16 protein-coding genes are annotated in these 14,083 nt (G+C 60.8%); 5 read left to right on the top strand and 11 right to left on the bottom strand.

The annotated features are described in order from the left end of the window. Positions 1 to 40 precede the first annotated feature (40 nt). Positions 41 to 328, top strand: coding sequence for a hypothetical protein (locus GRF63_RS12645; protein ID WP_160486424.1), 288 nt, complete (start codon positions 41 to 43; stop codon positions 326 to 328). Positions 329 to 468: 140 nt separating this feature from the next. On the opposite strand, the gene hslO is transcribed toward GRF63_RS12645, so the two are convergent. From hslO to GRF63_RS16695, 4 genes are all read right to left on the bottom strand, one after another. Then, entirely contained in the window at positions 469 to 1,374 is a 906-nt protein-coding gene (hslO, locus tag GRF63_RS12640) for an Hsp33 family molecular chaperone HslO (RefSeq protein WP_237392482.1), read from the bottom strand. Between the two features lie 29 nt (positions 1,375 to 1,403). Continuing rightward, entirely contained in the window at positions 1,404 to 2,366 is a 963-nt protein-coding gene (gene argF, locus GRF63_RS12635; protein WP_202131744.1) for an ornithine carbamoyltransferase, read from the bottom strand. Next, positions 2,363 to 3,553 (bottom strand): aspartate aminotransferase family protein, encoded by a 1,191-nt coding sequence (locus GRF63_RS12630; protein ID WP_160486422.1) that lies wholly within the window; start codon positions 3,551 to 3,553, stop codon positions 2,363 to 2,365. The genes argF and GRF63_RS12630 overlap by 4 nt, the downstream gene beginning before the upstream one ends. Positions 3,554 to 3,694: 141 nt before the next feature. Continuing rightward, positions 3,695 to 4,459 carry a cold-shock protein gene (locus GRF63_RS16695; RefSeq protein WP_160486421.1) on the bottom strand — a complete coding sequence of 255 codons (765 nt, stop codon included), beginning with the start codon at positions 4,457 to 4,459 and terminating at the stop codon, positions 3,695 to 3,697. Positions 4,460 to 4,703: 244 nt separating this feature from the next. Between GRF63_RS16695 and GRF63_RS12620 the strand changes: the two genes are divergently transcribed. The 3 genes from GRF63_RS12620 (at position 4,704) to GRF63_RS12610 (ending at position 6,525) form a co-directional block, all read left to right on the top strand. Further along, positions 4,704 to 5,144, top strand: a complete 441-nt coding sequence (locus tag GRF63_RS12620; RefSeq protein WP_160486420.1) for a protein tyrosine phosphatase family protein — start codon at positions 4,704 to 4,706, stop codon at positions 5,142 to 5,144. A 4-nt stretch (positions 5,145 to 5,148) separates the two neighbouring features. Then, on the top strand, positions 5,149 to 5,538 hold the full coding sequence (locus GRF63_RS12615) for a hypothetical protein (protein ID WP_160486419.1): 390 nt from the start codon (positions 5,149 to 5,151) through the stop codon (positions 5,536 to 5,538). 93 nt (positions 5,539 to 5,631) lie between these two features. Continuing rightward, positions 5,632 to 6,525 carry a sterol desaturase family protein gene (locus tag GRF63_RS12610; protein ID WP_160486418.1) on the top strand — a complete coding sequence of 298 codons (894 nt, stop codon included), beginning with the start codon at positions 5,632 to 5,634 and terminating at the stop codon, positions 6,523 to 6,525. 83 nt (positions 6,526 to 6,608) lie between these two features. Here GRF63_RS12610 and GRF63_RS12605 read toward each other — a convergent pair whose 3' ends face one another. The 7 genes from GRF63_RS12605 to GRF63_RS12575 form a co-directional block, all read right to left on the bottom strand. Next, entirely contained in the window at positions 6,609 to 7,721 is a 1,113-nt protein-coding gene (locus tag GRF63_RS12605; protein WP_160486417.1) for an OmpA family protein, read from the bottom strand. A gap of 277 nt (positions 7,722 to 7,998) precedes the next feature. Next, complete coding sequence (locus GRF63_RS12600; RefSeq protein ID WP_160486416.1) at positions 7,999 to 8,337, bottom strand: P-II family nitrogen regulator; 339 nt, start codon at positions 8,335 to 8,337, stop codon at positions 7,999 to 8,001. A gap of 236 nt (positions 8,338 to 8,573) precedes the next feature. Then, positions 8,574 to 9,914, bottom strand: a complete 1,341-nt coding sequence (amt, locus tag GRF63_RS12595; RefSeq protein ID WP_237392481.1) for an ammonium transporter — start codon at positions 9,912 to 9,914, stop codon at positions 8,574 to 8,576. Between the two features lie 17 nt (positions 9,915 to 9,931). Next, complete coding sequence (locus tag GRF63_RS12590; protein ID WP_120076376.1) at positions 9,932 to 10,270, bottom strand: P-II family nitrogen regulator; 339 nt, start codon at positions 10,268 to 10,270, stop codon at positions 9,932 to 9,934. Between the two features lie 162 nt (positions 10,271 to 10,432). Further along, on the bottom strand, positions 10,433 to 11,146 hold the full coding sequence (locus GRF63_RS12585) for an endonuclease/exonuclease/phosphatase family protein (RefSeq protein WP_160486415.1): 714 nt from the start codon (positions 11,144 to 11,146) through the stop codon (positions 10,433 to 10,435). Then, positions 11,146 to 11,718 (bottom strand): pyridoxamine 5'-phosphate oxidase family protein, encoded by a 573-nt coding sequence (locus tag GRF63_RS12580; protein ID WP_160486414.1) that lies wholly within the window; start codon positions 11,716 to 11,718, stop codon positions 11,146 to 11,148. The genes GRF63_RS12585 and GRF63_RS12580 overlap by 1 nt, the downstream gene beginning before the upstream one ends. Before the next feature lie 31 nt (positions 11,719 to 11,749). After that, the gene (locus tag GRF63_RS12575) at positions 11,750 to 13,285 is read right to left on the bottom strand and encodes a peptide chain release factor 3 (RefSeq protein WP_160486413.1); all 1,536 of its coding nucleotides are present in this window, start codon (positions 13,283 to 13,285) and stop codon (positions 11,750 to 11,752) included. Between the two features lie 190 nt (positions 13,286 to 13,475). On the opposite strand from GRF63_RS12575, the gene GRF63_RS12570 reads away from it, so the two are divergent. After that, a complete protein-coding gene (locus GRF63_RS12570; protein WP_160486412.1) occupies positions 13,476 to 14,075 on the top strand; it encodes a hypothetical protein in 600 nt (199 codons plus the stop codon). Positions 14,076 to 14,083 lie beyond the last annotated feature (8 nt).

Genomic DNA, 14,083 nt, shown 5'->3' with positions numbered 1-14,083 from the left:
CGCGGCGCGCTTCGCCTTCGATCGAAAATGGCGAGCCCCCATGAATACCCTGGCTGCGGATTTGCACGACATCGCGGCTCTCACGGCGAATAGTGGTGCGGCCATACCCATTGCCACGGCATGTGTATTGGACTGTCACCTCATTCGATTCATCCTGCACCACGAAACGGCCACAGGACGGCTGGCGATGGCGCAGCTGGATCAGTTCGCGGCCGGTGCGGACGCAAATTCGCTGCGTGGCGTTTCCGGGGCGCACGCGCAATTCCCATGCGCCGCGCTGCAAATTATCGAGCATCGCAAGTTCTGGCGCTTGGGCGGACACTGGTGAGAATGCAAAAACAGCTGCCGCAGCCGCACTCCACACACCCAATTTTCCCTTGATACCTGCCACGACGGTTAGACTCCTATTTGCTCGCTTATAGCACGGCCAACATGAACGACCAATTGCACTATAGGTACGACGAATGGTTAATCCTGGATTGGAAAAACCTTCGAGCAGAATGCGCAGTCGACCAAAATGATCCCTTCATCATCGGCCATGTCCCGGCGTTCCTCCTTGGGAAAACGCGCCAGAACCTCTTCGAAATGTTCGATGGTGCAACGGCAGCCCTTCGAAAGCTGCGCCCCCGGGGAGACAAGGATCTTGTCCTCCTCGTGATAAAGTCTCCAGACGATATCTTCCAATGACAGACCCGGCTCGACAAGCTCCTCATGCCGCAGACTGTCAGCCAGGATGGAGACATGCTCCCACTCCGGATGATCAAGCTCTACGTGCAGGCGCTCACGGCCTTCCTCTCCTTCGGGCAGGTGCTGCACCAGCAGGCCCGCCGCCACGGTTTGCCCCTTGCTGGAGCTGATGGCGGTGCGGATCAGGGTGGGGATCTGCTCACTCTGCATAAAATAGCTTTCTACCGCTGCCGATAGCGAATCGCCTTCCATCGGTACGATGCCTTGGTAACGCTTCCCCGTCTTGGCGATGTCGAAGGTGATCGCGAGGTGAGCCTTTCCGAACAGCGCATCGAGCGAAGGGTTAGCCCCCTCAGCCGCCATCTGCTCCTCGTCATGCTCGATATAGCCGCGGATCGCGCCATCGCGGTAATCGCACACCAGCAGGCTGACGATGCCGCCCTCGCCCTGCGCCTGCATGGTCAACTGGTCGCCTTCGTCCTTCATCAGCCCGCCCATCAGCGTGGCCAGAACCAGCGCCTCTGCCAAGGCATGTTTCAGCGCGGGGGGATAATCATGCGCGGCAAGAATCTCTTCCACCACGGGGCCAAGCCTTACGGCGCGCCCGCGCGAATCGCGCGACGGAATGGAAAAGCCGAGCAGTTCGTCGGAGAATGTATCGGATCGGGTTTCGTTCATACGCATCATATGGTGCGCCGTCCCGTATTGTGAAGCGCCTAGCCGAGCTTCCCGAAACACCACAGCAAGACGGATTTCTGCGCGTGAATGCGGTTTTCCGCTTCATCGAAAACGACCGATTGGCGTCCTTCGAAAACTTCGGCACTCACTTCGTCCCCCACATGGGCGGGCAGGCAGTGCAGGAAGATCGCGTCGGACTTGGCGTTCCCCATCAGCGCGGCATCCACGCGGAATGGCTCCATTGCGGTCAACTTCTCGTCGGCGTGGTCCTGACCCATTGATATCCACGTGTCGGTTATCAGCACATCGGCCCCCGATGCGGCAGCCACGGCATCATTGGTGAGCGTGATGGTGGAACCTGCCTTGCGGGCCATCTGCACGAACTCGCCATCCGGCTCATACCCCGCAGGCGTTGCCACGCGCACGTTGAACTTCATCAGCGCTGCTGCCTCAAGAATTGAGTGCAGCACGTTATTTCCATCCCCGAACCAAGCGACTTCCAGCCCTGGCAGCGCCTTGCGATGTTCAATCATGGTCAGCAGATCCGCCATGATCTGACAGGGGTGCGATCGGTCCGTCAGCCCGTTGATGACCGGCACATGCGCGTAATGCGCCATTTCCTCTATCTTGGCATGATCATCGGTCCGCACCATGATCGCATCGACCATGCGACTGAGCACGCGGGCAGTATCGGCAATCGATTCGCCCCGCCCCAGTTGTGATGTGCTGGCATCCAGGATCAGAGCGCTGCCGCCCAATTGGCGCATGGCGATATCAAAACTCACCCGTGTGCGGGTAGAGCTTTTCTCGAACACCATCCCCAGAACGTGGCCAGCCAGCGGCTGATCTGTGTCTGGCATGGCCTTCGGCCAACCACGGCGCGCATTCTTGCGATCCTGCGCGCCGTTGATCATGGCCGCCATCGCATTGCCGCCAGCGTCGGACAGATCGATGAAATTGCGGATCACGGGAGATACTTCCAAGGGAGGTTTTGTGGTCATGACTCGGCTGGGACCTCGTAATCTGCAGCTCCTGCGGAGAGCTTCTCGATAAATTCGTCCATCTCTGCATCCTCGATCACCAGCGGCGGCAAAAGCCGCAGCGTGGAATCGCCCGCTGCGACGGTGAGCAGCTGGTGGTGATCGCGAAGATGCTGCATGAAGGGCCTTGGCTCGGCTTTCATCTTGATCCCCAGCATAAAGCCCATACCGCGCACGCTTTCAAACAGGTCGGGGTAATTGCCGATGAACTGTTCAAGCCGTGACCGCAGCCGCTCACCCTTGGCGCGCACTTCGGCCAGAAATTCGTCATTGGCCACGGCGTCCATCACCGCCATGCCGGCTGCCATCGCCAGCGGATTGCCGCCATAGGTGGAGCCGTGTGTGCCGAACACCATGCCGCGCGCGGCCTTTTCGGTGGCGAGACAGGCACCCATCGGGAAGCCGCCGCCGATACCCTTGGCAGTGGCCATCACATCCGGAATGATGCCGAACTGTTCATAGGCGTAGAGCGTGCCGGTGCGCGCGACGCCGCACTGCACTTCGTCCAGCACCAGCATCAGATCATGCTCGTCCGCCAGTTTGCGCAGGCCCTGCATGAATTCCTTCGAGGCGACGCGGATGCCGCCCTCGCCCTGCACTGGCTCCACCAGAAAGCCGGCGGTGTTTGGCCCGATGGCGGCCTTGACCCCTTCCAGGTCATCGAAATCGACATATTTGAAGCCCGGCAGCAAGGGATTGAAACCCTTGTGCATCTTCTCCTGATTCGATGCGCTGATCGTCGCCATCGTCCGCCCGTGGAAGGCGTTCTTGAAAGTGATCAGTTCGAACTTTTCATCATTACCCACGTGCTGGTGATAGGCGCGCGCCACCTTGATTGCGGTTTCCACCGCTTCGGCGCCAGAGTTCGTGAAGAACACCGTGTCAGCGAAAGTCTTGTCCACCAGCCGCTGCGCCAGTGCCTCGCCCTGGGGGCTGCCATAAAGGTTGGAGACATGCATCAACCTGGCCGCCTGATCCTGGATCGCGCCGATCAGGCCTGGATGCGAATGGCCAAGCAGGTTGACCGCGATGCCTGCGGCAAAGTCCAGATAACGAGTGCCGTCCTCGGTGATGAGGTGGCAATTGTCGCCCTCTACGGGCCGCACGTCGCACCGTGGGTAGACGGGCATAAGCGGGGTGATCGACATGTTGAAAACGTCCTTGATGAAATCGTGAAATCAAAAAAAGCGGCCTCTCCGGACCGCCATTACGTTCTCATCTAGGAGGGTGGTGGCGGCCGGTCAAACATACTCGGCCGCCACTACCTTGGGTGGTTGCAGGTGGGGGCCTTAGCCCTGCACCGGCACCAAGTTGACTGCCGAATACTTGCCTCGTCGATCAACTTCGAGGTCAAATTCGAATCGGTCACCTTCGGCAACGCCTTGCAGGCCCGACCGTTCGACAGCGCTGATATGCACGAAGGCATCTTCCTTGCCATCATCGCGGGTGATGAAGCCAAAGCCCTTCATGGCGTTGAAGAACTTCACCGTGCCCACGGCCTTTTCGCCCGTAAGCTCACGCTGGGGTGCCTTGGCCGGTGCCTCGATCACATCGCCCACAACCTGCAGATCGGCAGCGGACACCTTGCCACCGCGATCAACGAGGTTGAACTGAAGCTCCTGCCCTTCGGCAAGACCTTCAAGCCCGGCGCGTTCGACCTGGCTGATGTGCACGAAAACATCTTCGCCGCCCTCATCGCGCTGGATGAAGCCGAAGCCCTTCTGTGCGTTGAAGAATTTTACCTTGCCCTGGCCTGCGCCAACGACCTGCGCCGGCATTCCGCCGCCGCCGCCACCGCGCGGTCCGCCGCGACCTGCGCCGCCGCCAAAGCCGCCACCGCCGCCGCCGCGATCACCGCCGCCGAAGCCGCCGCCACGATCGTCGTTGAAACGGCCACCGCCGCCGCCGCCGAAGCCGCCGCGATCATTGCCGCCGTCACGCCAGCCGCCGCTATCCATGGGCGGAGATCCGTCCATGAAGGGATCGAACCCTTCTTCGCCAATGTTGTCCCTCTTGTCGCGTCCCCGACCGCGACGTCCTCGATCATAACCCATGAATTCGCAAAACCTTCATTCCCGCCCTGAAACACCAGCCGCCGACGCGAGCGAAATTCTCGGCGGCCGGAAATGACGGACTTTCCCCGACACTTCGGGCAAGGTTTATAACGTATAATCGCGTTGGACGCGAATGATTTAAGATTACAGCGCCATGACCATTTGCGAAGCCGCCCGTCTTGGGCCATTGAACGCGGCAAATCGGCCGCGCGCAACGGCGTTTCACCAAAAGGACGAGGGCAGGATGAGTGATTTCCGCAAGCTGACAGAATCAATGTGGGCCAGCCCGCAGATCACCGTCCAGGACGTTGCCGATGCGGCGCAGCAGGGCGTTACGCTGCTGATCAACAATCGGCCCGATGACGAGGAAGAAGGCCAGCCTGAGGGCGATGCCATCAGCGCCGCCGCCGCCGCCAATGGCATGGCCTATACGGCCATTCCCGTAGGCCACGCAGGTTTTGGAGAGGCGCAGGTGAAAGCTATGGCCGATGCGCTGGAAGTGGCGGATGGCAGGGTGCTGGCCTATTGCCGCTCCGGCACACGCTCCACCTATTTGTGGGCGCTGGCGCAGGCGAGCCGCGGGGAAGACCCGGCGAAACTGGTGCAGGCCGCGCAGGGTGCACGCTACGACATCAGTTCCATCACACCCACGCTGGAAATGCTGGCCAACAAGGCCCGCGACTGACGCGGTGGATGGCGGCGTGGATGGGGTCTGGGTACAGTTTCTCGGGTCACTGCTCGCCGTCGTCCTGATCGTGCTGCTGACCTGGTTTCTAGGCTTTCGAACCGCGGCAAAGCTGGATTCGGAGGCTGAAGCCACCGCGCAGTTCCAGCTTGCACCAGGCGGGTTTGAACCAGCCAGCCTGGCGCTTGATCGGCAAGGTGCATCGGCGATCGCGCGTGATGCGCAGGGGCGAATCGCCGTGCTGGTGCCCCATGGCACGCACTTCGTCGTTCGCCTGCTGAATGAAGGCTCCGCCATCACCGCAAGGGACGGCGTGCTGCAAATCGCGGGTATTGAATCCCTGCAGCTCGATCTGGGAGAAAGCGCCGAACGCTGGCAAACGCCCGGCAACTGATACGGAGCTTGACTACAGGGCTTGATTACAGGGCTGGATGCCGGGCCGCAGTCAGGGCTGGGCCGCTACTGACAGCGATGCTAATAAGCCTGGATGCCGTTCGATCCTGTCGCTTATGCAATCCCCGTGTTCGTCGCCCTCATCGTGGCTGAACTTATGTGGTCCCGCAAAACGGGTGCTGGCCATGCGTATGAGTGGCGCGATACCGGCACCTCCCTCGCAATCGGTCTTGGCAGTACGATTGCGGCCGCGGCAACCGGGGGGCTGACGGCGGCGATGCTGGTGTGGGCGCATGGCTTGCTGCCCCTATCAATCGGATGGGCATGGTGGGCTTGGCCCCTGTGCTTCGTGCTGGACGACCTGGCCTATTACGCCTTTCACCGAAGCGCCCACCGTGTGCGGTGGTTCTGGGCAAGCCATGTCAATCACCACTCCAGCCAGAACTACAACCTCTCCACCGCGCTGCGCCAAAGCTGGACGGGATTTATCGCGCTGTCCTTCATCTTTCGCCTGCCGCTGGCCCTTGCCGGGTTTGAGCCGGGCATGATATTGGCATGCGCGGGTTTGAATCTGGTCTACCAGTTCTGGATCCATACAGAGACGGTGAAACGCATGCCCCGCTGGTTTGAGGCGGTGATGAACACGCCTTCGCACCACCGCGTGCATCACGCGGTAAACGCGCGCTATCTGGACCGGAATTTCGCCGGCACCTTCATCATCTGGGACAAGCTTTTCGGCACATTCGCGCCGGAGGATGACGAGGACCGGATTCGCTACGGCATCGTCAGCCAGTTGGGCAGCTTCAACCTGCTGCATGTCGTCTTTCACGAATGGCTGGGCATAGTGCGCGACGTGTGGCGGGCGCCGTGGCGACACAAATTATCCTACATCTGGCGTGCGCCGGGCTGGAGCCACGATGATAGCCGCGAGACATCGGAGATGATCCGGGCCCGCTGGGAGGCATCGCGCGGGAAACGCCACCGATAATAGGGAGACATGAGCAATGTTAAAAAAAAGGGGCCGGAGGATTGCTCCCCCGGCCCCTTTCACATTCGTAGAAGCGTAATCGCTTACATCCCCGAACCCGGACCGTAGGTGATTTCCACGCGCCGGTTCTGCAGTTCACGAACACCGTCAGCGGTCGGCACGCGAGGCATGCTTTCGCCAAAGGCTTCGGTCGTGATGCGGGTCGACGGAATGCCGCGACCGGTCAGGTAGTTCTCGACCGAGTCGTTACGACGTTCGGCGAGACCGATGTTGTACTGGACGCTGCCCGAACGGTCAGTGTGACCGGCCAGCATGATTGCTGCCGTGCCGCAATCGCCATAGGCGGTGATTGCAGAGTTCAGAACCGTGGCTGCTTCCGGCGTGATGTCCGACTGATCCCAATCGAAGAACACGATGTACGGGCCCTGCTCACACACTGCGGCCGGAGGCGGCGGCGGCGGGGGAGGAGGCGGCGGCGGAGGCGGCGGAGGCGGAGGCGGCGGCGGCGGAGGCGGCGGAGCCACTTCTGCTGCACCGAAGTTGTAGATGAAGCTCACCAGGCCAGAGTGCGAATCGACATTGTAATCGATGTCACGACCCAGCGAATCGGTGACGCGCAGCTCGGCAGTGCGGAAGTAGCGATACTTCAGGCCCAGCTCGATATTGTCCGAAACCGGCAGGCGAACCTGCGCCAGACCCTGGTATGCCCAGGCATTGTCTTCATCGTCGAGCAGGTTGCCGCCAAGCACGGTGTTGTCCGTGTCGATGCCGGTCCAGGTGCGGCCGAAACCACCACCAAGTGCGAAGCCGACCTTGCCTTCTTCACCGCCCAGATCGAGCAGTGCATTGGCCATCACGGAGGTGAGGCGCTGCTCAACACCGGCGAAAGGAATCGTCTGCGGAGGGATCGGCGCGCCAACTGCAGCACTGCTGAGATCTTCGCTGCCGACTTCCTTGTAGGAGCCTTCGATTTCCGTACGGATCGGGCCCCAGTCGTAACCGAGGACGGCATCGACATCGAAGCCGGCGTCGTAATCGATGGTGGCGCTGGAGACGCCAGGAATATCGAGATCGGTTTCACCAACCTCAATGGCACCGGCATCAAGGCCGATGTACACATCGCCATCACGCGCCATTGCCGGAACGGCAAGCGCCGTTGCGGCAACGCCGATGGCCAGAGCACTCTTACGTATCATATTGTTTCCCCAAGTAGTTCTGTTCAGCCCATAAGAGCGCGGACCGAACGTGACAATCTAAAGTGACCTTTGACTGTATTGTTCCCTAGCGCCAGACACATCAGGATAGTAATTCTGTTTTCGCTTTTCCTGATATTGCGCGGCACAGATCGGCCATGTAATTCAAGTGCTTCGCCCGGTCAATGCGGGCCAGCGCCTGGTTGCTGTTGCCGGAATGTCACAATCCTGGCTTAAGCAGCCGCGCGTTCTTCAGTGACAATTCTTTGGCAGCGTCAATTCAAACAGCCAATTCGCCGGTTTCACCTGTGCGAATACGCGTAACGTCGCCCACCTCCAGCACAAAAATCTTTCCATCGCCGATAGAATTGGTGTTCGCCGCTTCACGAATGGTTTCGACGATCTTTGGCGCTATCTCGTCGCTCGTCACAATTTCCAGGCGCACCTTGGGCAGCATGTTCACGGCATATTCTGCCCCGCGATAAATTTCGGTCTGGCCTTTCTGCCGCCCGAAGCCCTTGGCCTCGCACACTGTCATGCCAGAGATACCGATGGCGGCCAGCGCTTCGCGAACCTCTTCCAGTTTGAACGGCTTGATGATTGCGACGACCATTTTCATGGATGTTCCCCCGATAGTTGAGCGTGCGCCGTATCCGCGCGACATGAGCGACGCTTGTAAACGAACAGGCGGGGCGGCTGGCAACTAAAAAGATCGGACCCTGCAAACAGGCAAAAAAAGGGGCCGGAGCTTTACGGCTCCGGCCCTTGTCAAGTTGTACGTTCGCAGGAGGAACGATTGTTGGCGGGGTCGGGGGGAGAGGAGGAAGGTCCCGCCCCCGCCAATTCGGTGTGGGGTTACGCCTGGTTGGCGAGCCCCGGATAGGCTTCCACGCCGGTCTCATGGATATCGAGACCAGCAAGCTCGATTTCCTCGGATGGGCGCAGACCAATGGTGACCTTGAGGACCGTCCAGACGATTGCCGAGACAACCGAGACCCAGACCATGGTGGCAAGAACGCCAACCAGCTGACCCACGAAGGTGGCATCGCCCGTCCAGGCCACGATCAGCGTGCCCCAGATGCCAGCCACGAGGTGGACCGGAATGGCGCCGACAACATCGTCGATCTTCAGCTTGTCGAGCAGCGGAACGGTGAACACCACGATGGCGCCGCCGATCATGCCGATCAGGATCGACTGGCCAACGGTGGGTGCCAGCGGCTCTGCGGTGATCGACACGAGGCCGGCCAGCGCGCCGTTCATGGCCATGGTAACGTCGGCCTTCTTGTAACGGATCTGCGTCAGGATGATCGCGATCACCACGCCGCCACAGGCAGCCATGTTGGTGTTCACGAAGATCTTCGACACGTCGGACACGTCACCCACGGTGCCCATCGCAAGCTGCGAGGCGCCGTTGAAGCCGAACCAGCCGAGCCACAGGATAAAGGTACCCAGCGTTGCCAGCGGGATGTTGGTGCCGGGGAAGACCTGCACCTTGCCGTCCACATAGCGGCCAAGACGTGGCCCCAGGATCAGCGCGCCAACCAGGGCAGCCCAGCCGCCGGTAGAGTGAACCAGCGTGGAACCTGCAAAGTCGGAGAAGCCCCAGTCGGTATCAAGGAAGCCGCCGCCCCATTCCCAGCTCACCACGACCGGATAGATCACGGCGGTAAGGATGGTGACGAAGATGAAGAACGGCACGATCTTGATGCGTTCGGCCAGCGTGCCCGAAACGATCGAGGCCGTGGTGGCGCAGAACACCATCTGGAAGAACCAGTCGGAAGCAACGGAATAGCCCGTGCCGGTGTCAGCCTCGCCAACGCCCTGCATCGAATAAACGCCGCTGAAGCCGCCGATAAAGCCGTTCCAGTCGGTGCCCATGTCGCCAGGGTAGGCGATGTTATAGCCGATTACCCAGAACATCAGGCCGGCAATGGAATAGAGGCCGATGTTCTTGAGGCACTGCGTGGAGGTGTTTTTGGCGCGCACGAGGCCCGCCTCCAGCATGGCAAAGCCCGCTGCCATCCACATGACCAGGAAGCCGCCGATAAGGAACAGCAGCGTGTTGAAGATATAGGCCGTTCCGCCGCCCACTGCCTCTGCCGCAGCATCGACAGCAGGCGCGGCGGCATGAGCCGGGCTGGTGGCCATCAGTGCCATCGCACCGACAGCGCCAAATTTCATTAGTGCAGATTTCATTGTGTCTGACCCCCTGATCAAAGCGCGGTTTCGTCGGTCTCACCGGTCCGGATGCGCGTGGTCGAAGCCAGTTCGAGCACGAAGATCTTCCCGTCACCGATGCTTTGCGTGCTGGCCGTTTCCTGGATGGTCTCGACGACCTTCGGCATCAGCTCATCGCTCACCGCGATTTCCAGCTTCACCTTCGGCAGCATGTTCACCGAATATTCGGCGCCGCGGTAGATTTCGGTCTGGCCCTTCTGGCGACCGAAGCCCTTCACTTCCGACACGGTCATGCCGGCGACGCCCAATCCGGCGAGTGCTTCGCGCACTTCGTCGAGCTTGAATGGTTTGATGATGGCGATGACGAATTTCATCCCTGACCCCTATGACTTGCCGGGTCGCTCCCGGCCGCGATTGTGCAATGCAACAGCCGTGCCAGAAGTGATGAAAGGTTATATTTCGGGAACTTGAGCGAACATTCGGCGTTCATGCTGCCCACCGAACCGGGCGCCGCGCCTAATTCTCAGGCAGCGTGCCTAAGAATCGTGCACATTAGGCGCATCCTGCAATCGCAATGTTACCTTTATGGGCAGGTGATCGGATGCCTGCCGCGCCATGCGGCTGGAATGCACCTCTGCGCCCAGCATCTCCCAATGCGGTGTGTGCATCACCCGATCCAGCGCCAGCAGCGGTCGGCGCGCGGGAAAGCTGGGTCCGGGTTCCACCATCTGCCAGTGTGCGGCAAGGCCGCGCTCCTCGCCGATGGGGCGGATCCATTCGTTGCAATCACCCATCATCACCGCAGGCAGGCCGGGTGCGCGGCTGTTGGTGCAAAGATGCGCGAACTGCCGTTTTCGCCTGAGGCCGGACAGGTCCAGATGCATGCAGGTAACGCAGATTTCACCGCCGCCGGTGTCCAGCTTCACCCGCACTGCGCCGCGCGGCTCCAGCCGTGGCAGGGTTTCGGCATCCACTTTCAGCACGTTGATATGGCTGCGCACCAGCAGCGCATTGCCGTGCCAACCCATGCTGGCAGGCTTGGTGGAGTGGGCCGCCACATTCCATCCCAGCGCGGCGATATCATCCTTGTCCAGCACTGCACGGCGAGAGCCGAAGCGTTCGTCCACTTCCTGCAGCGCGATGATATCGGCATCGACCTCCTCGATAACGGAGAGGATGCGATCGGGATCGCGCCGGCGATCCGCGCCGATGCCCTTGTGAATATTGTAGCTGGCGAAGGTGAGCTGCATCAGCTGTCTGTCGGTGTTTCACCGGCGATATAGCGATCGGTGGTGCGCGTTGGCAGCCCGTCTATGCTTTCCCGGCGGCGCTTGTGCTTGCCTGCCCATTCCTGCGGATCGGCATTGCTATGCGCCTTGATCAGCGTTTTGCGCTCGCGGTCATGCTCCATGATCGGAACGCCCCAGCCGCATGATGTCTGCACGCTTTCCACCGCGATATCGAAGATCTGCCGCGTGCCGGGAAGCATAGTGAAGTGCTGCGAAATCTCGTCCCACCCGCTTTCCCACGGCAGTACCGGCTTGCCCGTGCCATAGATGCGCAGGATCAGTGCGGGCTGCTGAAAATTGCAGAACATCACGGTGATGCGGCCATCGGCCAGCAGGTGCGCGTTCGTCTCGTTGCCGGAGCCGCCAAGATCCAGATAGGCGACGCGCGTGGGAGAGATGACGCGGAAAGTGTCCTGCAGGCCCTTGGGCGAAAGATTGATGCGCGCGTCATCGGCGGCGGTGGCGACGAAGAAGACCGGCTGCGATTCGATCATCTCGACATGCTTGAAGTTCAGGGCGTCGAAAAATTCCATCGCCAAAGACTACGCTCGAACGCGGCGCGTGTCACCGCTCCTTGGTGGCGGAGAACTTCAGGTCGGGATTTTTCTCTTCCTGATAGCCCACGTCCCACGCGCTTTTCGCCATGAACACAAGATCATTGTCCCGGTCCCGCGCCAGATTGCCCTGGTTGAACTTCTCGAAATCGCGCAGCGCCGCATCGCTGCCCTTCAGCCAGCGGGCGGTGGCGAAGGGCGATGCCTCAAGCCCTGCCTCCACCTTGTATTCTGCGGAGAGGCGCGAAACCAGCACGTCCAGCTGCAACTGGCCGACGACGCCCACGATGCTGCTGCCGCCGATTTCGGGATAGAAGACCTGAATCACGCCCTCTTCGGAAAGATCGTCCAGCGCCTTTCGCAATTGCTTGGTCTTGGTGGGATCCTTCAACTGCACGCGGCGCAGGATTTCCGGCGCGAAGTTTGGCAGGCCGGTGAAACGGATCTCGTTCTTTTCGCTCAGCGTATCGCCCACGCGCAATGTACCGTGGTTCGGAATGCCGATGATGTCGCCCGGCTCTGCGGTGTCAGCAATCTCGCGGTCCTGCGCGAAGAACAGGATGGGCGAATGCACGGCAATAGGTTTGCCAAGGCCGCTTGGCGTCAGCTTCATGCCGCGTTTGAAGGTGCCCGAAACCTGCCGCATGAAGGCGATGCGGTCGCGGTGGTTCGGGTCCATGTTGGCCTGCACCTTGAAGATGAAGCCTGTCACCTCGTCAAGGCTCGGCTCGATCAGTTCATCCCCGGCCGGCTGCGGGCGCGGCGGCGGGGCGAGGCGCGCGATGGCATCGATCAGCTCCTCCACACCGAAATTCTTCAGGGCCGATCCGAAATAGACCGGCGTCAGATCGCCATTGCGATAGGCTTCCAGGTCAAACTCTGGATAGCCTGCCTGTGCCAGCTGGTATTCTTCCTCGAAATTCTCCGGGATCTCCGCATCGACATCGCGCTTGCCCAGATATTCGCTCGAACCGCCTTCGGGCCGGGCCACTTCGCCGGTGCGGAAATCAAGCAGGCCTTCGAACAGGCCGCCCATGCCGATGGGCCACATCTGCGGGCTGACATCCAGCGCCAGCATATCGGCCACTTCGTCCAGCGTCTCGAACGGGTCGCGGCCTTCGCGGTCCACCTTGTTGACGAAGGTGATGATCGGCACGGATCGCAGACGGCACACTTCGAACAGCTTGCGCGTCTGCGGCTCGATACCCTTGGCAGCATCGATCACCATGATGGCGGAATCCACCGCGGTCAGCGTGCGATAGGTATCTTCGGAGAAATCCTCATGCCCCGGCGTATCGAGCAGGTTGAAGGTGATCGTCTCACCATCATAGTCCTTTTCGAACGTCATCACGCTGGAGGTGACGGAAATGCCGCGCTGCTGCTCGATCTTCATCCAGTCGGACCGGGCACGCCGCGCCTGCCCGCGCGCCTTTACCAGGCCCGCCTGATGGATAGCCCCGCCTTGCAGCAACAGCTTTTCCGTCAGCGTGGTCTTGCCCGCGTCAGGGTGCGAAATGATGGCGAAGGTGCGGCGATTGGAAGTCATGGGAGGCGCGCAGATAGCGCCGCTATCAGTTGCCGTCCACTCGGGCGTTGTGCAAATGGGCCTTTCCCGCCCGTGGCCACACGATTTTCTGCCGTTTTACCACAATTTAGCAAATCGGCGGGATGCTCTTCGCCGTTACGGCTGGGGAGCTATCGTTTTGGCCTGGGGTTTCTTCAAAATACGCCTACTGATGATGTTTGTGCCGTTCCTGGCCAGTATCCTGTGGATGGGCTGGAGCGGCGGCGGCAAGCATTTCGAGCAGCCACCAGATCAGGTGCGGGCGTCGCTGAAGCAGGCGAGCGTGCCTCTTCACGTGCTGGGCAGCTATGTGATGGGCTCCCGCGTCACCACGCCAGACGACAACACAATCGTCACCGCCTTGCTTGACGAAAACCACAATGAACTGATGCGCTTCGTCACCACCGTGGAGGCGGACGGCACGGGTTCACTCGTCGATACCGAGATCGAGCCGCCGCAAGGCGAGAATGCCGAGCGCGCCGTGGAGGCGATGAAGAAGCAGGGCTACGCTGTATCCTTGCTGGCGCTGGTGGCGGACGAGCATGTTGCCGCGGCGATCGAGAAACGGCCGTTCAACATGCTGGCGATGAACCCGGCTGCCAACGCCATGATCGGCGCAATGCCGGACGCTGCCTCAGAGGTTGAAAGCGCAAACCGTGCCGCCGATGAATGGTCACGCAGCGAACAAGGCTCCTACGCCGCGCCCAGTGCAGTCAGCGGCTGGGGCGACGAAACCGGCAGCAGCGCGGACGACTGGGGCGTCGGTTATTAGGCTACCCG

The sequence above is a fragment of the Aurantiacibacter rhizosphaerae genome, from assembly GCF_009807005.1.
In the GTDB taxonomy this organism is placed as follows: domain Bacteria; phylum Pseudomonadota; class Alphaproteobacteria; order Sphingomonadales; family Sphingomonadaceae; genus Alteraurantiacibacter; species Alteraurantiacibacter rhizosphaerae.
Note: the sequence above shows the minus strand (reverse complement) of the source record. Positions and strands in the feature narration are given on the sequence as shown.

Excerpts from the sequence above, each read along its gene's own strand:
- GRF63_RS12645 (WP_160486424.1), top strand. The coding sequence starts at position 41 with ATGAATACCCTGGCTGCGGATTTGCACGACATCGCGGCTCTCACGGCG.
- hslO (WP_237392482.1), bottom strand. The coding sequence starts at position 1,374 with ATGATGCGTATGAACGAAACCCGATCCGATACATTCTCCGACGAACTG.
- argF (WP_202131744.1), bottom strand. The coding sequence starts at position 2,366 with ATGACCACAAAACCTCCCTTGGAAGTATCTCCCGTGATCCGCAATTTC.
- GRF63_RS12630 (WP_160486422.1), bottom strand. The coding sequence starts at position 3,553 with ATGTCGATCACCCCGCTTATGCCCGTCTACCCACGGTGCGACGTGCGG.
- GRF63_RS16695 (WP_160486421.1), bottom strand. The coding sequence starts at position 4,459 with ATGGGTTATGATCGAGGACGTCGCGGTCGGGGACGCGACAAGAGGGAC.
- GRF63_RS12620 (WP_160486420.1), top strand. The coding sequence starts at position 4,704 with ATGAGTGATTTCCGCAAGCTGACAGAATCAATGTGGGCCAGCCCGCAG.
- GRF63_RS12610 (WP_160486418.1), top strand. The coding sequence starts at position 5,632 with ATGCCGTTCGATCCTGTCGCTTATGCAATCCCCGTGTTCGTCGCCCTC.
- GRF63_RS12605 (WP_160486417.1), bottom strand. The coding sequence starts at position 7,721 with ATGATACGTAAGAGTGCTCTGGCCATCGGCGTTGCCGCAACGGCGCTT.
- GRF63_RS12600 (WP_160486416.1), bottom strand. The coding sequence starts at position 8,337 with ATGAAAATGGTCGTCGCAATCATCAAGCCGTTCAAACTGGAAGAGGTT.
- amt (WP_237392481.1), bottom strand. The coding sequence starts at position 9,914 with ATGAAATCTGCACTAATGAAATTTGGCGCTGTCGGTGCGATGGCACTG.
- GRF63_RS12590 (WP_120076376.1), bottom strand. The coding sequence starts at position 10,270 with ATGAAATTCGTCATCGCCATCATCAAACCATTCAAGCTCGACGAAGTG.
- GRF63_RS12585 (WP_160486415.1), bottom strand. The coding sequence starts at position 11,146 with ATGCAGCTCACCTTCGCCAGCTACAATATTCACAAGGGCATCGGCGCG.
- GRF63_RS12580 (WP_160486414.1), bottom strand. The coding sequence starts at position 11,718 with ATGGAATTTTTCGACGCCCTGAACTTCAAGCATGTCGAGATGATCGAA.
- GRF63_RS12575 (WP_160486413.1), bottom strand. The coding sequence starts at position 13,285 with ATGACTTCCAATCGCCGCACCTTCGCCATCATTTCGCACCCTGACGCG.
- GRF63_RS12570 (WP_160486412.1), top strand. The coding sequence starts at position 13,476 with ATGATGTTTGTGCCGTTCCTGGCCAGTATCCTGTGGATGGGCTGGAGC.